20 protein-coding genes and 1 other annotated feature are annotated in these 23,198 nt (G+C 48.3%); of the genes, 19 read left to right on the plus strand and 1 reads right to left on the minus strand.

The features are described from left to right. Positions 1–11 precede the first annotated feature (11 nt). From FO446_RS09520 to FO446_RS09530, 3 genes are read left to right on the plus strand one after another with little or no spacing between them, the layout of a single operon-like run. Entirely contained in the window at positions 12–1,496 is a 1,485-nt protein-coding gene (locus FO446_RS09520) for a LysM peptidoglycan-binding domain-containing protein (RefSeq protein ID WP_173608492.1), read from the plus strand. A 14-nt stretch (positions 1,497–1,510) separates the two neighbouring features. Continuing rightward, on the plus strand, positions 1,511–2,509 hold the full coding sequence (locus tag FO446_RS09525; RefSeq protein WP_221869288.1) for a phosphotransferase: 999 nt from the start codon (positions 1,511–1,513) through the stop codon (positions 2,507–2,509). After that, complete coding sequence (locus tag FO446_RS09530) at positions 2,496–3,491, plus strand: protein kinase family protein (protein ID WP_173608490.1); 996 nt, start codon at positions 2,496–2,498, stop codon at positions 3,489–3,491. The genes FO446_RS09525 and FO446_RS09530 overlap by 14 nt, the downstream gene beginning before the upstream one ends. A 39-nt stretch (positions 3,492–3,530) precedes the next feature. Here FO446_RS09530 and FO446_RS09535 read toward each other — a convergent pair whose 3' ends face one another. Continuing rightward, the gene (locus tag FO446_RS09535) at positions 3,531–3,713 is read right to left on the minus strand and encodes a hypothetical protein (RefSeq protein WP_217366939.1); all 183 of its coding nucleotides are present in this window, start codon (positions 3,711–3,713) and stop codon (positions 3,531–3,533) included. Positions 3,714–3,963: 250 nt separating this feature from the next. On the opposite strand from FO446_RS09535, the gene FO446_RS09540 reads away from it, so the two are divergent. The 16 genes from FO446_RS09540 to FO446_RS09615 all read left to right on the plus strand — a co-directional run bounded on the left by FO446_RS09540 (position 3,964) and on the right by FO446_RS09615 (position 23,053). Next, the gene (locus FO446_RS09540) at positions 3,964–5,166 is read left to right on the plus strand and encodes a PP2C family protein-serine/threonine phosphatase (protein WP_221869289.1); all 1,203 of its coding nucleotides are present in this window, start codon (positions 3,964–3,966) and stop codon (positions 5,164–5,166) included. Positions 5,167–5,193: 27 nt separating this feature from the next. Further along, the gene (locus tag FO446_RS09545) at positions 5,194–6,432 is read left to right on the plus strand and encodes an ATP-binding protein (protein WP_173608488.1); all 1,239 of its coding nucleotides are present in this window, start codon (positions 5,194–5,196) and stop codon (positions 6,430–6,432) included. Between the two features lie 107 nt (positions 6,433–6,539). Continuing rightward, positions 6,540–6,866 (plus strand): STAS domain-containing protein, encoded by a 327-nt coding sequence (locus FO446_RS09550; protein WP_007726674.1) that lies wholly within the window; start codon positions 6,540–6,542, stop codon positions 6,864–6,866. A 58-nt stretch (positions 6,867–6,924) separates the two neighbouring features. Then, positions 6,925–7,166 (plus strand) — a binding site (T-box leader). Between the two features lie 57 nt (positions 7,167–7,223). Then, positions 7,224–9,896 (plus strand): valine--tRNA ligase, encoded by a 2,673-nt coding sequence (locus FO446_RS09555; RefSeq protein WP_221869290.1) that lies wholly within the window; start codon positions 7,224–7,226, stop codon positions 9,894–9,896. A gap of 43 nt (positions 9,897–9,939) precedes the next feature. Next, entirely contained in the window at positions 9,940–11,313 is a 1,374-nt protein-coding gene (locus FO446_RS09560; RefSeq protein WP_237900509.1) for a bifunctional folylpolyglutamate synthase/dihydrofolate synthase, read from the plus strand. 1 nt (position 11,314) lies between these two features. Continuing rightward, positions 11,315–12,697: a UDP-N-acetylmuramate--L-alanine ligase gene (gene murC / locus FO446_RS09565; protein ID WP_173608485.1), complete on the plus strand. Its 1,383-nt coding sequence runs from the start codon at positions 11,315–11,317 to the stop codon at positions 12,695–12,697. 455 nt (positions 12,698–13,152) lie between these two features. After that, positions 13,153–14,148, plus strand: coding sequence for a ketoacyl-ACP synthase III (locus tag FO446_RS09570; protein WP_221869292.1), 996 nt, complete (start codon positions 13,153–13,155; stop codon positions 14,146–14,148). A 113-nt stretch (positions 14,149–14,261) separates the two neighbouring features. Further along, complete coding sequence (locus FO446_RS09575) at positions 14,262–14,696, plus strand: prepilin peptidase (RefSeq protein ID WP_237900511.1); 435 nt, start codon at positions 14,262–14,264, stop codon at positions 14,694–14,696. A 117-nt stretch (positions 14,697–14,813) separates the two neighbouring features. Next, positions 14,814–16,106, plus strand: a complete 1,293-nt coding sequence (locus FO446_RS09580) for a hypothetical protein (protein WP_237900512.1) — start codon at positions 14,814–14,816, stop codon at positions 16,104–16,106. A 159-nt stretch (positions 16,107–16,265) separates the two neighbouring features. Beyond that, positions 16,266–16,505: a DUF4321 domain-containing protein gene (locus tag FO446_RS09585; protein ID WP_007726664.1), complete on the plus strand. Its 240-nt coding sequence runs from the start codon at positions 16,266–16,268 to the stop codon at positions 16,503–16,505. 8 nt (positions 16,506–16,513) lie between these two features. Beyond that, entirely contained in the window at positions 16,514–17,101 is a 588-nt protein-coding gene (locus FO446_RS09590) for a Maf family protein (RefSeq protein WP_173608481.1), read from the plus strand. A gap of 101 nt (positions 17,102–17,202) precedes the next feature. Beyond that, a complete protein-coding gene (gene radC / locus FO446_RS09595; RefSeq protein ID WP_047072826.1) occupies positions 17,203–17,901 on the plus strand; it encodes a RadC family protein in 699 nt (232 codons plus the stop codon). Between the two features lie 156 nt (positions 17,902–18,057). Continuing rightward, entirely contained in the window at positions 18,058–19,101 is a 1,044-nt protein-coding gene (locus FO446_RS09600) for a rod shape-determining protein (RefSeq protein ID WP_173608480.1), read from the plus strand. Positions 19,102–19,115: 14 nt separating this feature from the next. After that, the gene (gene mreC / locus FO446_RS09605; protein WP_173608479.1) at positions 19,116–20,075 is read left to right on the plus strand and encodes a rod shape-determining protein MreC; all 960 of its coding nucleotides are present in this window, start codon (positions 19,116–19,118) and stop codon (positions 20,073–20,075) included. Then, positions 20,075–20,599 (plus strand): rod shape-determining protein MreD, encoded by a 525-nt coding sequence (gene mreD / locus FO446_RS09610; protein ID WP_173608478.1) that lies wholly within the window; start codon positions 20,075–20,077, stop codon positions 20,597–20,599. Before mreC ends, mreD begins: the two co-directional genes overlap by 1 nt. Before the next feature lie 21 nt (positions 20,600–20,620). Beyond that, on the plus strand, positions 20,621–23,053 hold the full coding sequence (locus FO446_RS09615) for a peptidoglycan D,D-transpeptidase FtsI family protein (protein ID WP_221869295.1): 2,433 nt from the start codon (positions 20,621–20,623) through the stop codon (positions 23,051–23,053). The last annotated feature ends 145 nt before the right edge of the window (positions 23,054–23,198 follow it).

Here is a 23,198-nt window from a genome sequence, read left to right on the forward strand (position 1 = left end):
GAGGAGCACGAATGGCATTACAGGATGGGCAACTCTCTTTTGCCATCAAGGAGACCATTTTCCTCTCATCCGATAGAGCTGGAATAGGTGAATTGCAAGAGCTGGAATTGGTTCCAGATGTAGAGGTGCTGGAAAACGATTCCTACATCTCGATCACGGGCTGCTTGCAATTAGTAGGGAAGTACGAGCCAATCAGGGAAGCCGCAGAAGCGACAGGCGGCGAAGGAGAATCGCTGGTTGAGGCCATGACTTTTACGCCCTTTCGCCAGGAAGCATCGGATCAAGCCTTTTATGGCTGGGAGGAACAGATCGGTCATCGCATTCCATTAAACATCACAATCCCATTGGATCGGATTACCGAGATCGGAGACATCTACGCAATTGTGGACAGTTTTGACTACAAACTGGAGTCACCACATCAAATGCTAATTGATGCCGATCTGAAGATTTTGGGGATCGTCCTGGGGGATAGAGCTGAAAAAGCGGAGCAGATCGAAACACGGGCTGCTAGTCCAGGCGAAGGAGCATGGGAATACACCTTCGCTGCTGGAGAGGATGGGCAAGAATATACGGAACCGACGTCCCTCGATGATATTGATCAAAAACTGAGTGCGCTGGAGGAAGAATTGGAGCGGCAGGCATTGCCGGCATCCTATGAATCAACCGAATCTCCTTCCATGTTCGATACTCCGGCTATTGCTCAATCCAATGAAGAGGAATACTACGAACAATATGGTGATGTGCTGGAAGTGACACAGTCCAATCCTCCAGAATCCTGGGAGACTGCTCCTATTTCGTATGACTTTGATTCCCAACAATCTGCTTCGTACGATTCTTCTGACTCCTATTCCGAACAGCCAGTATTGGCGGATGAGCAGGAGCAAATGAGAGAAATAGCCGAAAAAGATTCAGGACATGAGGAACCTATACTGGCTATACACGATCAACAGGCAATCGCATACATGCAAGTTTCCAATGAATCTACTGGTTCGTCAGTCGAGGCAGAGTCGCAGGAAGCAGTGCAAGAAGCGGTGGAAGCCAGTGTTGTAGCCGAGCCGGAACCTGAGCAAGAAGCAGAACCAGTCGTTGCACAACCAGAGACTGCCGCGGAAGATGTTGAAGTGCGAGTGGCGATTTCAGGGAAACCCTCCCAGGAAGAAAGAAGTAACGTGAACATTACTTCCATCTTCTCACAAGCGAGTCGTGCCAAACAGGAAGCGATGGCGTTGGAGGCGGAATCTTCATCCAGCTCTTCGCGACATGGGTCTGCGGCGAATGCCAGCCCTTCTACGATGGAGGCCATGCAAAATCTCACATCGTTTGTCCGGAAAAAAGAAGAGCGCTCCAGTCAGCTGAAAATGTGCATTATTCAGCGAGATGAGACGTTAGAGCATATTTCACAGCGATACTCCTTGCCTGTCTCCAAAATCGTGGAAGTAAACCGATTGACTTCCGAACAGCTTGTAGCAGGCCAGATTTTGTACATCCCACAATAGAGGAGTGGGGGACCGTGGATAAAATTGATCTCTCCGAGGTTTGCCAGCAATATCGGGCGCGCGTAATCCGAATTACGCCCCTTGATGATTGCTATTTATTGGAGACAAACCGGGGCCCCAAAGAACTCCACGTTTGGCCGCGTGTAGATGTGATGCGCTGGTCGTTTGCCTGGCGCGAACGACTGGCTCGTCAGGGGTTTCGAGAAGTGGAGCGGTTTATTCGGACGAGAGACACCAAGCCATTTTTAATTTTGGGTAAACGCGGCGTTACCATGACCGACCATCACCGACAATTCGAAGACTATCAGCCCGGCCAGGACATTGCGAGGCAATGCGGACGCGTGATCGCGATGATGCATCAGTCTCAGCAGGAAAGTCCTTTACTGTCCGGTAGTGATTTGCTCAAGCAGGAAAAGCAGCAAGTGGAGGAAAAAGGCAGGCGTGCCAAAGAGCTTGTCGAATCATTTCGAGCCAAATATGAGAAGAATTCTAAGGAAAATCGTTGGGTATCGGAGCTCATGAGCCCTATGCTGCAAAGAATGGACCGTTCTGCCGCGATGTTGGCCCATGAGCGAATTACCACGGAGGCGGTCGCTGTATCCCATCGGGACCTTTTGCGTGATAACTGGGGAACGATAAACGGGAAGCTGTACTTGAGAGGCTTTTTCAGGCCGGTGATTTCTGTCCAGCAACGCGATGTTGCCACCTTTTTGCGCGATCATTTTTTAACCCATAAGGATCTGAAGCAGATTGACGCTTTTTTTGACGGCTATGAAGAAATCAAGCCACTTACCTATGGAAACTATTCGCTGATTCTCGCCTTTATGGCTCGTCCTCGTGAAGTGTACAGAAGTATCGAATCTTACGTGAAACGCGTTTCGCTGGATCAAGAAGCGTCGATCGCTGGTATTGAGCACGCCTTGCAGAGTCAACAATCTGTTGACTTGCTGCTTCGGCATATTGCAGAGCGAGCCGAGCGTTCGAGGAGGGAGGGAGTCTATGAGTCGGTATGATGACATTGCTCCTTTGTTCAAAGAGTATGACATGTATGCCCAGAGCATTGACGTTTTAAAGGAGCCAAATGTATTTAAGGCGACGACTCCCTACGGCTCCTTCGTATGCAAACGAGCGCAAATACCCGTTCAACGTCTGGTTTTCGTCAGCGATATGCTTCGCCAATTGCAGCACCGCGGATGGGATGGGGCCGTTCCGTTTACGTACACGAAATACGATGATCCTTTTGTTCAACAGGGGAATACTGCCTTTTACGTAACCCCCTGGCAGCCAGGAAGTGAGGAATGGGCCGAGCAGCCCTTGTCTTGGGCGACCCCCGCCTTGGAACGTTTGGCGGAGCTTCATCATTTGACGCAAAACTATCGCTACGATGACCCGAGACAGGTAGAGCCGCTTGTGGACTCCTTGCTAAACCGTTGGCAATATTGGCAAGACCAAATGAATAAGGCGGCAACTCTTGCGCAGGAACGCAAATACCCTTCCCCTTTTGATCTGGTGTTTCTGGCAAACAAGGAGTTTATTGAGGAAATGGCTCAAACAGCGACAGACTTATTGACCGATTGGCGAGAACGTCATGAGACACATGCTCATTTTCGCTTATCGCTAATCCATGGCAACCCGAATCCAGAGCATGTTGTGCCAGATCGATCGGGAAAAGGACGGCTGCTTAATTTTGATCGTGCCAGTTTTGATACACCAGTACGCGATTTGACGCTGTTTTATCGTACTTATTTTCAAATGGCGGGGGATGAGGCTGGAGCTTCTCAACTATTTCATCGCTACGCCGAGATATTTCCGCTGGAACCGGAAGAAATTGAACTGATGGCTTCGTTTTTGTCCTATCCGGAGAGGATCATGAGGGACTTGGATATTTATTACCATCATCCTCGCGAGTGGAGCGAGCTTTACGCTGTCCAACGTTTTGAAAAAGATATGGACCGCCTGATGCGCCTGCATCGTTGGGTCCAGCAAGCCTTTTAGCGAGCAACGTCTCACCGCGTGGGGCGTTGTTTTTCTTTTTTATAACCATTCAAGAGAGATGGCAACATAGAGCATGGCTAACAAACCGAGAAGGATGACATCAAAAGAGGTAGGAAACACAACCGTTCGAATAAACTGAAAAACCAACAGCGGAAAGAGCACTTGTTTGCAACCGTATTTGATCCGTAAATACGTGGGGTTATACTTCCAACGAAAATTCATCACAATCACCTCATTCCAGCATATGCGCGGTGACTTTGGACAGTGTCTACAACCTTGAGCAAACGCCTAAAACATTTTCATGGAAAGTAGATAGTGGTTTGAATAGTGCCCGAAAAGGGAAGGTGTAGGGCATGAAGGCTAGGACGAAACGAATAAAGGTGATCACAATGTTTTTGAAAATTGCCAAAACCCTTTTCGCAATTCCCGAAAGAAAGAATTATGCTAAAGTGTGTATGGGAGTGGCTCGGGGATGAATCATCAATTGGTCAAACTAATGGAATTGAAACAGAACTACGAGTATCTGGTATTGACCAGCAATGAGCAAAGCAAGCGCCAGGTCAATTACGAGAGTCTCATGCCATTTATAGAAGAGTTGGTCGATACGTGGTTCGTGAAAATGGACAAGTCTTGCTTCCTGTCGATCACGTTTGAATCGGCGCTAGGTGCTGTCTATTTTCGAATCGAGCGTGGGAACAAAGAGAGTGCAATAGCGCAGCGCGAAGTAGAGGAGCGTATAGTTGTCTCGGAACAGTGTGACACCGCTCAAACACCGCGTTATGTCCGCTTGTTCGCCCAGAGTAACGTCAACGACCGTGATCTAAAGGAACTGGAGAAATCTTTTTATGGACTGCTCCTCGTAAACATTCGGGCGTTGATCCTCAGATGTCAACAGGACCAGTCATCAGGACAGCGAGAAATCGAGATGGAGATGAAGCTGGCTAGACGAATGCAGTCGATGCTCATTCCGACAGAGGAATTGCAGTTGACCAGTTTGCGAACAAGAACGGTTTACGTACCAGTTGATTATGTAGGCGGAGATTACATCGACTATAGACAAATCAATGATCGCTACACCTGTTTTATCATAGCGGATGTGTCTGGGCACGGTTTTTTGGCCAGTATTTGGGCAACGGGGATTAGGATTGCCGTACGACAGGTTTTGCAGTCCAGCTATCTGCCGGACGAGATTTTGGAAAGACTCAATCAGTTGCTTTATGCAGATTTGGTGAAAACCCGTTCTTACATTACGATGCTGGTTGCAGTCTATGATGAAGTGGAACACAAAATTCGATTTAGCAGAGCAGGGCATCCGCAGCCTTTTTATTTGTCCAGGTCGAATCAAACCATTTTAACTAGCAAGGGCGGGGTCGGTCTAGGGCTTTTGCCCGATAGCACGTACCAAATGGAGGAGGTACCCTTAGAAGAAGAGGGCATGCTATTACTCTACACAGATGGCTTGCTGGATACAGGGAGAAAAGAAGTGATTCGAGGCAGCAGGCATTGGCTTGAAGAACTAACCTCCTTATTAAAGATGCCTGGTGACAGTAAGCAGGACTTGATGAATCGAGTTGAGGCCTACTTAATGGAGATAACACAGCAGCGACAACAAACGGATGATATTTCTGTGTTGATTCTTCAATTTGAGCCTGAAGAGAGTATAGCCCTCGTGTAGTTGCGTCAGTGAATAGGAGGATGAACTGTGATTTTGTGTGAGCGTTGTCCGGACAATCCCACTTGTGATAATTGCCTTGTCGCGCTACGTTCTGGCGGTGCAGCAAACAAAGTTGTTCCGCCCCGCACTGTAAAGGTGACGAACCTAGCAACGATGGAATCGTTCCAGGCGAAGCTGGTAGCAGTGAGTCGGACGACCATTGGGTTAAGCAGTTCTGATCATGATTTGCACGGACGCATAGAAATAGAGCTCGCCTATGATTTCCGAATTATCGGTAGCGGATTGCGTGGTATAGCAGGTGATCCTTACTACATTATCGACATCGAAAAAGTTTTGCGACGGGAAGATGTTCTGGAGCGATTGCTCCTGGAAGAATTTCACACGTGGCACATGAGTGGCGAATTGGACCCTACAGACGTCTTGTTACATTGGAAGGATCGAGACGACGAGCGGGGGCGATTAATCAAACAAGAGATTCAAAAGTTATCGATACTGCGTCAGATCGAGACCGTTTTCCTCTATCTTTACGATGAAGGGAAAGTGCGTCCGTTGGGTGACGTTCGTGCGAGTTTGGAAGTCGAGCGAGAAATGCAACGTCTGGTCGAAGAGGCAGCGGGAATGGGCGGACCTGTGAGGGAGCAAATTGTCACCTCGGATGGTACAAAGGTGTTCGAATTATACACATCTGTCTTGCCAGATCGGACCTGTGGAATCGCTTTGATTGATGTCACCGCCGTCATTGCAGAAGAGCGAAAAAGCAAAAGACGGGAATGGGAGATCTACAGGGATATTCTGGGTGTGGTCACAGAAGGTAAGCTGTTGTTGCTTAGTGATGAAGAATTATTTTTCTTGCTTCGGGAAGGGCATAAGCTCTTGGCGATCGATATCCGTTTACCGGAGCAGCTTGCAGAACTGCGAAAATTATTCAAGCAGGCTTTGGAACCACAAGGAATTTCTGATAAGCGATTGCTGCAGTTTCTCGTTGCGGTCAACGAAGCTGCTTCGAATACGTTGAAGCACGGCAATGGCGGTGTGGTCACGTTATACTTATCGAATGACAGGCAGATGTGCCGGGCTGTGATCCATGATGAAGGACAAGGAATTTTGCTCGAGGATATTCCGCGAGCTACCCTACAGCAAGGATTTTCTACACGCCACTCGCTTGGGGCCGGTTTTCACGTGATCCTGCAATACTGTGATCGTGTATATTTGAGTAGCTCGCTGGCGGGTACAAAGCTTATTTTAGAATGTATCCTTCCGCGTTAAGCAACGATTTCCAAAAAGCCAAATGTTTGCAAGTGAATGAAAATGGGTAATATAGTAAAAGGACGAGCAGATTGGGTGTACCGATACCTATTGAGAGGAGTTTGAGCATGGACTACCGCGCAACAGAGGCGAACGGACAAGCTACATTGTTTTTCGTCGGAGAGTTGGACATGGCTGTAGGAGATCGAGTAGGTGAATTGCTCCAGCAGTATGGAGGGCGAAATCAATCCGTTACCGTCGATTTTCAAGGTGTCTCCTTTGTAGATTCTTCCGGTATTGGAAGCCTGTTTTTTACCACGAAAGAACTATTGGCCATGGGCAAACAGGTAGAAATCGTCAATGTCCGAGAAGAAATTCTCGATATTTTGGGCGTTCTCGGTTTTACCGAAGCACTGGGCATTGCAGTTGGAAAAGTGGGCGAAACCCGGGTTTGACGCCAAACAGCGTGATTGTATATAATAGTGAAAGCTAATAATAAGACAACTACATACGATATGAACGATGAGTGGGAAGAGTAAGTCAGGACGCCTTGGCAGAGAGGAGAATCAGATGCTGCGAGATTCTCTAAGGTCATGAATGGCTGAAGGTCGCCCAGGAGTTTTTTCGGTGAAAGCATGCGCCTAGCCGAGACCGGTTCGCAACCGTTATCTTGTCAGAGTGAACACGCCATAAGCATGACGTTTATCGTGTGTTAACAAAGGTGGTACCGCGAAAATAATCCTTTCGTCCTTTGCGATGAAGGGTTTTTTTATTTTTTGCAAAGCAAGTTATGCGAATAGGAGGAGTCGTACATGTCTACACAGCCAACAACCGACATCGACCAATTGCTGCCGAAAAACTATGATCCAAAAGCAGCAGAAAACAAATGGTATCCGTATTGGATTGAAAAACAATTTTTCAAGGCAGAACGTGATCCGAATAAACGCCCGTTTACAATTGTTATTCCACCGCCGAACGTAACGGGTAAATTGCACCTGGGCCACGCGCTGGATACAACTTTGCAAGATATCATTACCCGTACCAAACGTATGCAAGGCTACAGCGCCTTGTTCTTGCCAGGTATGGACCACGCCGGTATCGCAACCCAAGCGCGGGTAGAAGCTACCTTGCGTGAAGAAGGCATCTCTCGCCATGATCTGGGTCGCGAAAAATTCGTGGAAAAGGTATGGGAGTGGAAGCACATTTACGCTTCGCATATTCGTGAGCAATGGGAAAAGCTCGGTCTTGCCCTGGATTACTCGCGCGAGCGTTTTACCATGGATGAGGGCTTGTCCCAAGCTGTACGCGAAGTATTTGTTCGTCTGTATGAAAAAGGCTTGATCTATCGCGGCAACCGCATTATTAACTGGGACCCTGCTGCTCGCACGGCTCTCTCCGATATTGAAGTAATCTACAAGGAAGTAAAAGGTGCGCTGCATCACATGCGTTACCCATTGGCAGATGGCACTGGTTATATCGAAGTAGCTACAACCCGTCCTGAAACGATGCTCGGTGATACGGCTGTAGCGGTACATCCGGAAGATGAGCGTTATAAAGACATGATCGGAAAAACCGTGATTTTGCCAATCGTAGGACGCGAAATTCCAATCGTAGCCGATGACTACGTTGATCCTGAGTTTGGTTCTGGCGCTGTAAAAATTACGCCAGCACACGATCCGAATGACTTTGAATTGGGCCTTCGTCATCAGTTGCCACAAATCGTTGTCATGGATGAGACGGGCACGATGAACGAGCTGGCAGGTATCTACAAAGGCTTGGATCGCTTTGCTTGCCGTAAGCAAATCATCAAGGACTTGACCGAGCAAGGTGTTATGTTCAAGGTTGAGGAGCATATTCATCAGGTTGGACATAGTGAGCGCAGCGATGCAGTCGTAGAACCATATCTTTCTACCCAATGGTTCGTAAAAATGCAGCCTTTGGCTGACGAAGCACTGGCTAATGCAAACAGCCCTGAGAGTGTGAAATTTGTCCCGGAGCGTTTCAAGACAAATTACCTGCGTTGGATTGAAAACATCCGCGACTGGTGCATCTCTCGTCAGCTTTGGTGGGGTCACCGAATTCCCGCATGGTATTGCGGAGATTGTAACGAAACGATTGTATCTCGCACGGATGTGACTGAGTGCCCTAGCTGCCACAGCCACAAACTGGAGCAGGACAACGACGTTCTCGATACATGGTTCTCTTCTGGTCTATGGCCGTTCTCGACACTGGGCTGGCCGGAAGAATCCGAGGACATGAAATACTTCTACCCAACGAATGTCCTGGTAACAGGCTACGATATCATCTTCTTCTGGGTTGCTCGCATGATGTTCTCAGGTCTTGAGTTTACCGGGAAAAGTCCGTTTGAGTCTGTCTTGATCCACGGCATTATTCGCGACTCCGAGGGCCGCAAAATGTCCAAATCACTCGGCAACGGTGTCGATCCGATGGAAGTGATCGAGAAGTACGGAGCAGATGCGCTGCGATACACACTGGCGACCGGAAACTCCCCAGGGAATGACCAACGCTTCTATTGGGAAAAGGTGGAGGCAAACCGCAACTTCGCGAACAAGATTTGGAATGCGTCTCGTTTTGCCCTGATGAACCTGGCTGACTTCAAATACGAGGAAATCGATTTGAGCGGTGAGCTGACTACACCAGACAAATGGATTCTCTCCCGCCTGCAAGCGACAATCGCAGATGTAACCCGTCTGTCTGACGCATTTGAATTCGGTGAAGCAGGCCGTGTACTTTACAACTTCATTTGGGATGACCTGTGTGACTGGTATATCGAGATGGCGAAGCTGCCGCTGTACGGTACAGATGAAGCGGCAAAGAAAACGACCCAATCCGTTCTGGTTACGGTTCTGGATCAAACGCTCAAGCTGTTGCATCCGTTCATGCCGTTCATCACGGAAGAAATTTGGCAGGCATTGCCTCACCAAGGCGAGAGCATCACTGTAGCACCTTGGCCAACTGTTAACGAGCAATGGATTTTTGCGGAAGCAGAAAGCGAAATGAACCAGTTGATGGATATCATCCGCAGCGTACGCAACATCCGCGCAGAAGTAAACGTACCGATGTCCAAGAAAATTGAGCTCTTGATCAAGCCAAGCGATGCATTGTCCGCTGAACGACTGACACGCGGTGAGCACTACCTCACTCGTTTCTGCAACCCTGAGCGTCTGGAAATCAGCCTGGATCTGGCTACGCCTGATAAAGCGATGTCTGCTGTGATCACGGGAGCAGAATTGTTCCTTCCACTGGCAGGCTTGATCGATATCGAGCAAGAGCTGAAGCGTCTGGAAAAAGAAGTGGCGACACTGGGCAGCGAAGTGGAGCGCATTGAGAAAAAGCTCAACAATGCCGGATTTATGGCCAAGGCACCTGAAAAAGTAGTCGAAGAGGAAAAAGCGAAGATGGCAGACTACATGGATAAGCGGGATAAGGTGATTGCACGACTTGCTGAATTGAAGGGCGAATGATCCGCCATACCATCGCATATTTTTGAGAATGGAGCATTGTGGTATGCATGCAGAAGAAGGGTTTATAGAATACACGCAAGCGCTCGACTGGCTGCATGGACTGCTCAGGTTCGGTCAACGGCCAGGGCTTGAGAGAATGCAGTGGGTTTTGGAGCAACTAGGACATCCTGAGCGGAGAATCCCATTTATTCATGTGGCTGGCACCAATGGAAAAGGTTCAACCTGCGCATTTCTGACGCAAATGCTGATGGAAGCCGGATATAGTGTAGGTACATTTACCTCCCCCTATTTGGTGGATTTCCGTGAACGCATCCGTTACAACGGCAGCATGATCGCGGAAGAAGACCTATTGCAACTGGTGAATGAAGTCAAGGTATGGGTGCGACGATGCGAACAAGAAACAGAGTTCGGTTCCCCTACCGAATTTGAAGTGATTACGCTAATCGCCATTCTTTATTTTTCAAGAGTGGCGAGACCAGCGGTAGTCGTATGGGAAACAGGATTAGGCGGGCGATTGGATTCGACGAACGTCGTCCTTCCGCTTGTTTCAGTCATCACGAATATCGGCATGGACCATACACAGATGTTGGGAGAAAGCCTGGAAGATATTGCCCGGGAAAAAGCGGGGATTATCAAGCCGGGTGTTCCTGTAGTCACAGGTGAGGTTAGGCCGGAACTTCTCGCGATTTTTGAGGAGCGCGCGAGACAAATGAAGAGTACGCTATACCATATAGGTGAACATTTCCAGGCAGAGCAGGTAGAGGAGCAGCTGGGTGACCAACAGTTTCGTTACAAAAGCATTCACCGTCGTGCGGAAGCATCCTACCGTCTTACCATGAATGGCATTCACCAAACAACCAATGCAGCCGTTGCTTTAATGACTATCGATGTCCTGCGAAATTACTTCTCTTTCTTGCTGGAGGAAGAAGAAATATCTCGCGGTTTGCAACAAACGCGTTGGCCTGGTCGTCTAGAAGTCATCTCTCCAAGACCAATGGTTATCTTGGATGGGGCACACAATCAGGAAGGGATGGAAGCACTTGTAAGCAGTCTGGATCGGTTGTTACCGGATGGAGTACAGCTGCATTTGCTCTTTTCTGGCTTGGCAGATAAGCCGCTTGCCAAAATGGCAGAGTCGCTCGCACCAGTAAAGTCAAAAATTAAAAAGCTGCATGTGACAACCTTTGATTTCCCGCGTGCAGCCGAAGCCAATAGCTTACAAGAGTCGTTTTTAGCCGGTGGCTGGGAGCAAGAGTATCTCGATGCAGTCCCAGACTGGCGGGCGTTTCTCCTTTCTTGGATGCGGGAGAAGCAATCAGCGAAGGCGGATGACTGGTTGGTCGTCTGCGGTTCGCTCTACTTCATCGCCCAAGTACGCGCATTCTTTCCCACTATAGTAGAAGAGGCAGGTGAATAGGGTGGATCAGGCCCAACACGTCCACTTTGTGGGCATCGGCGGTTATGGCATGAGTGCCATTGCCCGCGTCTTGATCGACCTTGGATACAAGGTAACCGGCTCTGATGTCGCCATGAACGATTTGGCGAAAAAGCTGGAAGCAAGAGGGGCGGTCATTCATATTGGCCATAACGCTGCCCACGTGGAGGGAGCAGACAGCATCGTATACTCCACCAGTATTTCTAAAGACAATCCTGAGGTGATCGCAGGTCAAGCGCTAGGAATTCCGGTCATGCACCGTTCCCAAATGCTTGCTCGCATATTAAATGAGCGTACAGGAGTAGCAGTAGCCGGAGCACACGGCAAGACGACCACGACCTCGATGATCTCTCACGTGCTGGAAGAGTGCGGTGTAGACCCGACTTTCATCATCGGCGGTGAATTGATGAGTGCTGGTACCAACGCAAAGGCAGGTGCCAGTGACTATGTCATTGCCGAGGCAGACGAGAGCGACGGTTCCTTTTTGGAATATAGACCGATGTATGAAATTGTGACGAGCATCGAACCAGATCATCTGGAGCATTTCGATGGCGACTTCAACAATTTGAAACAGGCGTACGTCCAATTCTTGAGCCATCTCAAACCGGATGGAAAAGCGGTCCTGTGTATCGATGATTCACATGTGCGAGAAGTCATGCCGTCCGTCGAAAAAACGGTCGTGACGTATGCAGTCGATCCGAACTTTGTGGCACAAGCACAGTTTTCTGCCACTTCGATTGAATGTGGAGATCGTTGCAGCACATGCCAGATTTATCACAAGGATGAACGGTTGGGTGAATTGTGTCTCGTAGTCCCAGGCAAGCATAATATTGCAAATGCACTGGCTGCGATCATTGTATGCCTGGATATTGGCCTATCCTTTGATAAAATTGCACAGGCACTGTCTACTTTCAGCGGTGCCAAGCGCAGATTTCAAATTATCGGGGATGCACGAGGTGTCCTGGTCGTAGACGACTATGCGCATCATCCGACAGAAATTATCGCGACCCTAAGCGGGGCAAGGGCATCAGGCCGTCGTGTAATCGCTGTGTTTCAGCCGCAACGCTACACACGCACCTATTTCCTCATGGATGAATTCAGCCGTGCCTTTGCAGAAGCAGACGAAGTGATCATCACGGATATCTACTCCCCAGCGGGAGAAGAAAAAATCGAAGGAGTAACCTCCGAAGTGTTGGTGCAAAAAATCCGCACCAACAGCCACCCGCGTGCGCAGTACATTCCGACGAAGGAACAAATGCAGGAGCATGTCTTCAAAGGATTGCAAGAGGGCGATCTCGTGTTGACAATGGGTGCAGGAGACATTTGGAAATCCGCTTACTGGCTGGCTGAAAAGCTTGAGAAGTAACGGATAGAGACGTATACAGACTTGGAACCTATGGGTTTCAAGTCTTTTTATTTACGATCGCAAAGTTTTTGTGAAATACTGCTAAGAATGATCTACCTGTATTTTAAAAGGCATCGATGAACCAACCAAGCTAGTGAGAAGAAAAAGCACAGGGCTCGTAGACCTTGACAACGCCTACCCAGTCGGAACTTAAAAAAGGGGACCACGCTTGTCGAACACTTCTTCCTTGAGAAACGTCCGCCCGTAGGGTGGCTTTGGCTCGACGGTCCCCTTTTTTAAGTGGAGACGGTCAGTGAATCCCCCTAGCGGGCGTGTCAGAGTCGAAGAGAACTGTGCTTTTTCTTCTCCACCACTATGTTGACTCAAACCAAAATGTCTTTTTCTTAAAAAAATTAGTATCAGATACTAATATCTAGTGTTATAATCAGATCATAAAAATGGAAGGTGATGATTGGATGATGACAAATACAAGCCCCTTCAAGTCGCGAATTACCGCCATCGGTACGTATGTGCCGAGTCGCGTTCTTACCAATACAGATATGGAAAAGCTAGTGGATACATCGAATGAGTGGATTTTGCAACGAACGGGTATTCATGAGCGCCGTATGGCAAGGGAAGATGAATTTACCAGTGATTTGGCCATCGCTGCTATCCACGATATGATCGCAAATTACGGGAAGGATGTCCACGATGTCGATATGATTTTGGTGGCGACCAGTACGCCAGACTATCCATTCCCAAGTGTAGCAAGTCAAATCCAGGCGCATTTTCAAGTCGAACAGACGGGAGCCATGGACCTCTCCGCTACCTGTGCAGGATTTACGTATGCGCTCCATACGGCAAATGCACTCATTAGCTCTGGCTTGCATCGCAAAGTGCTGGTGGTAGGTGCAGAAACGTTAACAAAAGTTACTGACTATACGGATCGTACGACATGCATTCTGTTCGGTGACGGTGCGGGCGCGGTGCTGGTTGAGCAAGACTCTACAGCTCCTGGTTTTTTGTCCGCCTACTTAGGTTCAAAAGGGGACGGAGGGATTCATGTATACCGCTCGGGCTTGTCAACGCATATGGATGGACGAGAATTGAGCGGGAATGGATGCATGGTCCAAAACGGGAGAGAAGTCTACAAGTGGGCAGTAACTACTGTTCCAAAGGGGATGCAGGAGGTAGTGAGCCGTGCGGGCAAATTACTCGAAGATGTGGACTGGTTCATCCCGCACAGTGCCAATTTGCGCATGATCGAATCCATTTGTGAGAAGAGTCAGTTCCCTCTTGAAAAAACATTGTACAGTCTGACACATTACGGGAACACATCAGCGGCTACCATCCCATTGTCGCTCGCCCTGGGGATCAAGGAAGGCAAAGTAAAGGCAGGGGACACGATCCTGATGTATGGGTTTGGCGGTGGTCTCGTCCACGGTGGTCTTTTGTTTACGTGGAATCCGTAAAAGTGGTCATAGATCGAAAATAGAGAGGCTGTCCAGAACCGTTCTGGGCAGTTTTTTTGTCCCGGGAATGGCAGATATCCTTTATGGACTGTTTTCGACTGGGGGAAGAAAAAATGACTAACGCTTTGATATTATTCGTGCTCTGCCTTTACCTTTCGTGGGTAGATTTTCATCATAGACGAATACCTAATCGCGCGTTAGTTGCAGGGTTTGTATTGATTTCATTTTTCGAGTTTGTTCTCTTTTCGCCGATGGAATGGCTGATGGCTGGACTCTTTTCGATTCTCTGTTTACTCGTGTTTGGAGGCATCAGCTGGTACAGGCCGCTTGCACTTGGGATGGGGGATGTGAAACTGTTCGCTCTCGTCTGCTATGGAATTGGGGTTCGTGATTTTGTTCTTGTTCTTACGGTTGCGAGCTTGGCAGCCTTGCTCGTTTCTCTCGTTTTGTTGCTGATACGAAAAGGAAGTATCAAATGCGAGGTGCCGTTTGCGCCTTTTGTGACGATTGGGCTAGCTGTCCTTTTGGTTATGAGCGAAACCTCTTGAATTGGCATGGGGAATAGTAGTAGTAACAAATTCGATAGAATCACTAGATAGAAGTCATAACCCGTCCGAGCAAAACGTATGCTAGTACAAAGAGCCTGTGACTAGGAGGGCAAGCGTATGAGCGGACAAAATAAAAATCGTGTGACGGTCAAAATGAACGGCAGATTTTGGGATGAAAAGCGGGATGACATCCCAAAGGAAGAAAGTAGAAAGCGCACCCCAAAGGATGATACGCCACGCATTCGTTTTCAAGCTCCTCCCTTACCATTTACTGACCCGTTTAAGGAGAAGGGCAACGAAGCATGGGAACGCATGATGCAGCTACGAGGAGCTGCAGCCAAAGAAACGAAGTCGAACGTTGAATTCGATCAGACGACAAACTACTCCCACGAAATCGATTATTCCTTCGAGGATACCGAAGAGAAGGCATACAGAAGTAGTCCGATGAGTCGGCTTGCAGCGCTATGGCCAAAGGGACCCTTTTGGCGTACGACTTTAACAACAGGTGGGGCTGTAGCAATTGGCCTCTTGTTCGGATTTCTTGTTTTGACGGTCTTTTCCCAAAAGGAGTTTTCCGAGTCGTACGGAAATGTTCTGAGTGAAACGGTTCAGACACTGACCGCGCCGGGTGCAGGCACTGAACAAACGGTTGGGAAAAATGGTGTGGCAGGTCCTGCCTTGCCAGATGAAAGTCAGCAAACGCAAGGTGCGTCGATGAAAGGTAACGCAGCGGGTCAAACAGCAGTAGCTCTAAAACTTCCAGCCGTAAACATGTACGTTGCACAGGCGGGTGTATTTCAACCGGATGCATCGCCGCAAACAGCTGTAGAACCACTGGAGAAGGCTGGTATTCCTCATCTGCTGTATAAGGACGCGAGCAAGCAGTACATGTTCGCAGCCGCTGCTCCCACAAGAGATGCTGTGCTAGGCTTTGCTGCCAGCTTGAAAAACAAAGGCATGGATATTTACGTCAAAGAATTTACCTTTCCCGCTTTTGAAGGGTCTGTCCCTGTCGGAAAAGCCGCGAACGCATCTGGTGATCCTAACGTGAATGCCTTTTTCACCCACGGACTTAAACTCGTCCAAACGCTTTCGGCACAATCAGGGTTGATTATTACGACGGGTCAGCTTTCGCCAACGGCAAAAGAAACGGCAGAATTAAAAGAAATTCACCGCCAATTTCTGGAGGAAAGCCGTAAAATGGAAGCCAAGGAAGCCTGGAAGCCACTGCTAGATGGGATGGTAAATGGGGTGAATCAAGCGCTGGCAGCTAGGGACAAAATGGCAGAAGCGAGCGCTGGCAAAAAGGTGGAAAGCGCCGAATCCTATGCGTGGCAAGTGCAGGCAGGTGTTCTTGCCTTTTTCGAGAGCTATGCGAGCTGGATTCAAAATGCACGCACATCGACATAAAAATATGTTTATATGGTCTTCCGCAAGGTTTTCTTGCAGGAGGCCTTTTCTTTCTATACAGTAACTACCAGGAGCAATCAGGGATTGTTTCGCTTCTCCCCATTTGCTAAACTTATGTTTGGCAAAAAGAGAATCCCTTATAAAAAGGGAGTTGGGAAAATGGGGAAAGAAACGCTTACTCTCGTGTTTCTGTTGGTGAGTGGACTTTTGTTTGGCAGCATTATCGGGGAGATTTTAAGTCCCTGGCTACCTTTTTTGACCAAGAGCAAAGAGATTACTTGGTCGCCTGCGGCAGATTTAGAAATTTTGAAGTACGAACTGAACTTTCAGGTAAAACTAAATCTAGCCAGTATCGGAGGCTTAGCCCTCGCATTTTGGATACATCGACGAATAAAGTAGGTTGAAAAATGACGAAAAAAAATGTTCCTCTCATTCTGGCTTCATCTTCGCCGCGTCGAAGAGAGCTTCTGCAAACTTTAGGCTTATCATTTACCGTCATCACCAGTGATGTAGATGAGACGACAGCAGAGCATTTATCTGCGAGCGAAGTAGTAGAAGAATTGTCTTTGCGCAAGGCCAAAGAAGTGGCTTCTCGCTTGACGGAAGGCGTCGTTTTAGGATCTGATACGGTAGTCGTTCTTGATGACCAAATACTGGGCAAGCCTGTTGACGAAATGGACGCATATCGTATGTTGTCCATGCTTCAGGGGCAAGAGCACACCGTTTATAGTGGAGTCGCCTTGATAGATGTGGAGACAGGCCGTGCGGAAGTCTCACATAGTCTAACACACGTAAGAATTCGAGCTTTAACAGAGCAAGAAATCAAGTCGTACATTGCGACAGGTGAGCCGATGGATAAAGCGGGCTCATATGCCATTCAGGGTATTGGAGCCACGCTCGTGGAAGGAATAACCGGAGACTACTTCACAGTCGTTGGTCTTCCGTTAGGCCTGACGTCTACACTTTTGACACGTTTTGGGATGCCTATATTGTAAAGTTGTCATGCTTGAAGCAAGCGGCGACGGCCATACGCCTCATGAACATCTCCATGTCAGCCGTTTTCGTTAATGTGAATATGGCTGGAGGCGGATATAAAATGGCAACAAATACCTGTAACAAAACGCTGTTGAAAAACGTCCCTTACTATGACCGTCCACGTGAACGACTGCTTCGCGAAGGAGCGGTCCATCTGTCTGATACTGAACTTCTTGCCATTTTACTGCGGACAGGCAGGGAACAAGAGACGGCTCATCAGCTGGCTCAGCGCTTGTTAGCCAGGTTTGGAGACCTGCGTGGTTTAGCCCAAGCCTCTCATGCTGAGTTAACAGAGCTAAAAGGAATTGGTCCAGTCAAAGCGATTGAATTGCATGCTGCGTTTGAGCTTGGGCGTAGATTGATGGGAGTGCCTCGAGAGTATAGGGCTTCTATCCGTTTACCACGGGACGTAGCTGATTTGATGTCGCCTGAGCTTGCTCATTTGACACAGGAACATTTTGTCTGTCTCTTTCTGAATACCAAGAACCACGTGATTGGCAAGCAGACGATTTTCGTAGGCAGTCTGGACGCTTCCATCGTACACCCGAGAGAAGTCTTTAAAGAAGCGATCCGTCGTAGCAGCGCATCGGTGATATGCCTACATAACCATCCGAGCGGTGATCCGACACCTAGCAGGGAAGACATCGCGATTACGCATACATTGCGTGACGCTGGTGAACTGGTGGGGATTTCATTGTTGGATCATGTTATTATCGGGGAAGGCAAGTACGTTAGTCTCAAAGAGCAAGGGTACTTGTAACATGTTTTTACGCGCAAGATTTATCATCGATCCTTCTATGAATTCTTGTGCGCATGAAAACCTTCCACAAAAGCGCGGTCGCTCTACCTTGGAGAGGCCTCGAAAGAGGTTCTCTTATGCTTGTCATTTGGATTAATATTTGGAAGGAGTTTTTTTATGTTTGGTGGATTTACACGTGACTTGGGGATTGACCTCGGCACTGCCAATACACTTGTTTTTGTGAAGGGTAAAGGAATTGTGGTGCGTGAACCTTCTGTTGTAGCGATTCGCACTAATAACAATTCCATTGAAGCAGTAGGGAATGCAGCGAAAAGCATGATCGGTCGTACGCCAGGTAATATCGTAGCGGTTCGCCCAATGAAAGACGGGGTTATCGCTGACTTTGACACAACTGCGACAATGATGCGCTATTTCATCAATCAAGCACAAAAAAATCAAGGGTTGTTTACACGTCGTCCAAACGTAATGGTCTGTGTACCTTCGGGAATTACTGCGGTGGAAAAACGCGCGGTCGAAGATGCTACGAAGCAGGCTGGGGCGAAGGAAGCATATACGATTGAAGAGCCGTTTGCAGCCGCGATCGGTGCAGACCTGCCAGTGTGGGAGCCGACTGGAAGTATGGTCGTTGACATTGGTGGTGGTACGACAGAAGTCGCTATCATTTCTCTCGGGGGGATTGTTACATCCCGCTCCATTCGTGTGGCCGGGGATGAGATGGACGAGGCGATTATTCAGTACATCAAGCGCCGTTACAACTTGATGATCGGGGAACGGACAGCAGAAACATTGAAGTTGGAAATCGGCTCTGCGATTGCTCCTGATGAGGTCGAAAACGTTGACATTCGCGGTCGTGACCTTGTAACCGGATTGCCAAAAACGCTCTCGGTAAGCAGCACAGAGATCGCGGAAGCATTGGCAGAAACCATTTCTGCTATCGTAGAAGCGGTGAAGGTAACACTCGAAAAAAGCCCGCCTGAGCTCGCGGCGGACATCATGGATCGTGGAATTGTACTCACAGGCGGCGGTGCGCTCTTGCGCAACATGGATCGCCTGTTAAGTAAGGAAACGGGTATGCCCGTGCATGTCGCGGAAAACGCACTGGATTGCGTAGCGATTGGAACAGGTCGTGCATTGGAGAACATTCACCTGTTCAAATCCAAGCAAGGCATCACCTCTTCCCGACTAAAACGGGGTAAATAAACGGAGGGTAGGGCATGTCGTTTTTCGGGAATAAGCGGCTTATCATTGTACTTGTAGGCTTGGTCCTGCTTATCTCCGTCGTGGGCTTCACTTCTCGTGAACGGGTTAGCCTGACCTGGCCAGAAATGTTCTTCAAAGATACCTTCAGCGTGGTGCAGGGCTTTTTCTATCGCCCTGCCCAGGCTGTTTCTGGCTTTTTTCAGGAAATTGAGGAAGCGTACGGCGTATATGAAGAAAACAAGGCGCTTAAGGCAGGGCTGGATCAATACGCCAGTCTAAGTGCTGAACTGCACACGCTCAAGGCTGAGAATGATCGCCTTCGAGAAATGCTGCAGGCAAAAGATTCACTCAAGTCTTACCGCCTCCGCTATGCGGAAGTCGTGGCGAGAAACCCGGATACTTGGAACAACGTCATCACGATCGACAAAGGACTGAAACATGGCATCAAAAAGGATATGGCGGTTATTACAGCCAAAGGAATGATCGGCCGCGTACAGAGTGTAGCCAATTTTTCAGCTACAGTGGAATTGTTGACGAGCTACGAGCGACGTGACCATATTTCTGCGGATATTCTGACGCAGCAGGTGGTCGATGGCAAGCCTGTGTACCATCAAATTAGTGGTGTTATTGAAGAGTACGACGCGCAAAAGAGATTGCTCGTCATGCGCAAAATCCCTTGGGGGCAGGCCATTAAAAAAGATCAGCAAGTTATTTCATCCGGTTTGGGAGGAGTTGTTCCTCGCAATTTGCCGATTGGCTATATTGTTCGCGTTGAACCAGATGATTATGGCTTGACTCAAACCGCCTACATCCAGCCAAGCGCTGATTTTTCACAATTGAATGAAGTCATGGTTGTGGAACGAGACTTCACAATCGCTCCCAATGGTGAATTGATCCCGCAACAGCCAGCTGGCCAGACACAAACGCAGACAACTGTGCCTCCGGCTCCACCTGCTAGCGGGGGTGGTCAGTAATGGCTCGGTTTTTATTGACGTTGGGCGTCGTGGTTATGTTTGTTTTGGAAGGAACTGTGATGCAAGTATTTTCACCTGATACATGGGGTCTGTCTTGGATGACAGTACCCCGGTTTGCACTTGTCTGCTGCATCTTTATTTCGATGTATCTCGGCAGGCGCGAGGGCTTGTATTACGGGATTGCCTTCGGATTTTTACAAGATGTCCTGTTTGGGCAACTAATTGGAATCTATACCATGTCCATGATGGTGGCCAGCTACTTTGCAGGGATGATCGTTCTTTTGTTCCAGAGAGGATTCGGGATGGTTTTCATAACCAGCTTCCTGATTTTGTTCGGACATGAGTGGCTTTTGTATTCCTTGTTCCGCTTGTTTTCCGCTGCCCCCTTTGATGTTCAATGGATTTTGACGCATCAAATTTTGCCTAGTGTGCTGTTTAATCTCGCTTTTGGCTTACTGGTATACTTTCCGATCAAGAATGTCTGCAACAAGATTCTGGCGAAAAAGGAAATGCACATGCAGTAAGGGCGAAGGAGAGGAGAGTTCGTGGAAGAAGTCAAAGAACCGAAATCAGACATACCTATTCGGCTCAATATATTGTTTGTGATTGTATTTTTGTTCTTCGCCGCCATTATTTTGAGACTAGCCTTCGTGCAGCTGGTGGAAGGTGAACAGTACAAGCATGAATTGGAAAAGTTCAGTATTCGTGAACTACCGATTTCTGCTCCTCGTGGCCGTATCTTGGATAAAAATGGCGAGGTACTTGTTTCGAATAAGCCGGTGTACACCGTTCAATACGTTGAAGAACAAGGGCAGGACATTGATGAAGAGAAAGTCGCGGATCGTCTGGCTAAAATCCTCATTCCGGATGGTGGCAAAATTGGTACGGATAAGGAACTGTTAAAGAAGACGATTGAATTGAGATCAACTTTGCCTGTTGCTTTCAATGCGCAAGAAACAAACGATCTCAAGGCAAAGGTTGCGGCGAAGTTAAAAGCCGTTCCGAAAGCAGAGTCCGTTGATCAGATGTCAGACTTTGAACTGGTAAAAACTGCTGTGTATCTTGGGATGCGCGTTCGTTCTCCTTTTGATGACAAGGAGAGAGCAGACCTTATTAAGAAGCTGAATGCCGCCAAGCCTGGTACACCCGCGATTACGGAAGCGAACACTACTGACTTCGAGCTGTTAAAAATGGCGATAAACGCCAATATGACCCTCACTCTGAAATTGGACAAGGAAGATCGCAATGACCTCGCCAAAAAAGTGAAGGATCAGATCGGAGTTTTGCCAACTCCCGTGGGCTTGGCAGATAAGTCTGACATGGATTTGCTGCGCTATGCCTCGTTGTTCGACATGGATATCAAACTTCCGCTGACAGAGCAGCAACGCCAATTTCAGTGGCACAAGCTCTCTTTACTACAAGAGATGCGTTCACCGCAGATGGCCAGCTACATTCCGAGACGTGTCAAGGTAAACATCACGGAGCAGGAAATGTTCCAAATCGAAGAACGGCGTACTGAACTACCAGGAATTAGTGTGGAGTTGGAGCCTGTTCGCCAAATTTTCGAAGATCCGGATGGTTCAGCATTTGGTACTCACTTTCTCGGTTATATCAACGCGATTCGCCCTGAGAGCTTGAAAGAATATCAGGCCCAAGGCTACAACGCTATTGATCGTGTAGGTGTAACCGGACTGGAGAGCTCCTATGAACGTTATTTGCGTGGCAAAAACGGGATCATGGAAGTGCACGTGAACAAAAATTCGGAGACCGTAGAGAAAAAGATGCGCCAATCCCCTGAGCCAGGAAACGATCTTGTTTTGGCAATGGACTGGCGTTATCAAAGCAAGGTAGAGGCCATCTTGAAAGAAGAGGTTGAAGCATTCAAGAAGCGCCCGTCTACTCCAAAAGCATTTAAAGACGCACATGTATTGGTGATGAATCCGAATACGGGCGAAATATTGGCGATGGCGAGTTATCCAGATTACAATTTGAATCTGTATTACGACCGTAAGAAATTCAACGAGAATTACGCCTCGCTTATTTTGCCGAACGAATCAAACAGATTCATTTATACGCCGTATCCTCCTGCTTCTACCTACAAGCCACTGTCTGTCATGATTGCGCTTCAGGAGGGGCTGACTACACCGAACGAAGTCATCTATGACCGAGGCGGATTGTATGTCGGAAACACGTATAAACGCAACTGGAAGGCGGGTGGTCATGGAGCCGTTAATGCTCGTCGTGCCTTGCAGGTGTCGAACAATACGTATATGTACGAAATGGCGCTTCGCTTAGCAAGAAAAGGGAAAGATGGCTGGGAGAAGCAGTTCTCTGTCTATGATTACTACAATGCCCAGTTTGGACTTGGTGTGAAAACAGGTGTGGATCTGCCGAATGAACATACCGGTTGGGAAAACCAGAACATGTACTTCGGGAACTTGGCGGACGTGATGATTGGTCAATATGATTTGTTCACGCCGATGCAGCTGGGTCAATACGTATCGACCATTGCCAATGGAGGATATCGGGTACGCCCCCATCTTGTAAAAGAAATTCGCAAAGGAACCACCGATCCGAAGAAACCAGGACAGACGCTCTCCGTCATTGAACCAGAAGTGCTCAACCGGGTTGATATCGATCCGAAGTATATACAGGTGGTAAGAGAAGGGATGCGGTTGGTTACTCAACCAGGTGGTACCGTTCAACGATTCAATGGGTTGCCGTTCACGGTTGCAGCCAAGTCTGGTACGGCACAAACGTCGCAGCCAGCGGAAAATGCACTGGTTGTCGGCTTTGCGCCTTATGAAAATCCTCAACTGGTATTCGTCGTCGTTGCGCCGAACAGTTTGAGAGATGGTACATCCAGTTCGGATGCTACTGGTCCGATCTCGCGTCGATTGCTCGAAGCTTACAATGAACTGAATCCAGGGGTCCTAACTGGTGGGGTTCCGAAGCCAAATCCATCGTCCTCGAAGTAACCGCAATGGTTGTCCAGGGCAATCAAGCCCGAGAGAATAATCGAGTCAAGCTCTTGTAAAACGCCACCAATTGACCCGATTCGGCAATTTTTTCACGCAGAGCAGGAAAAATCTTTCTGCATGGCGAATGGTATCGGTCGAGGTG

This window comes from Brevibacillus brevis (assembly GCF_022026395.1).
Classification (GTDB): domain Bacteria; phylum Bacillota; class Bacilli; order Brevibacillales; family Brevibacillaceae; genus Brevibacillus.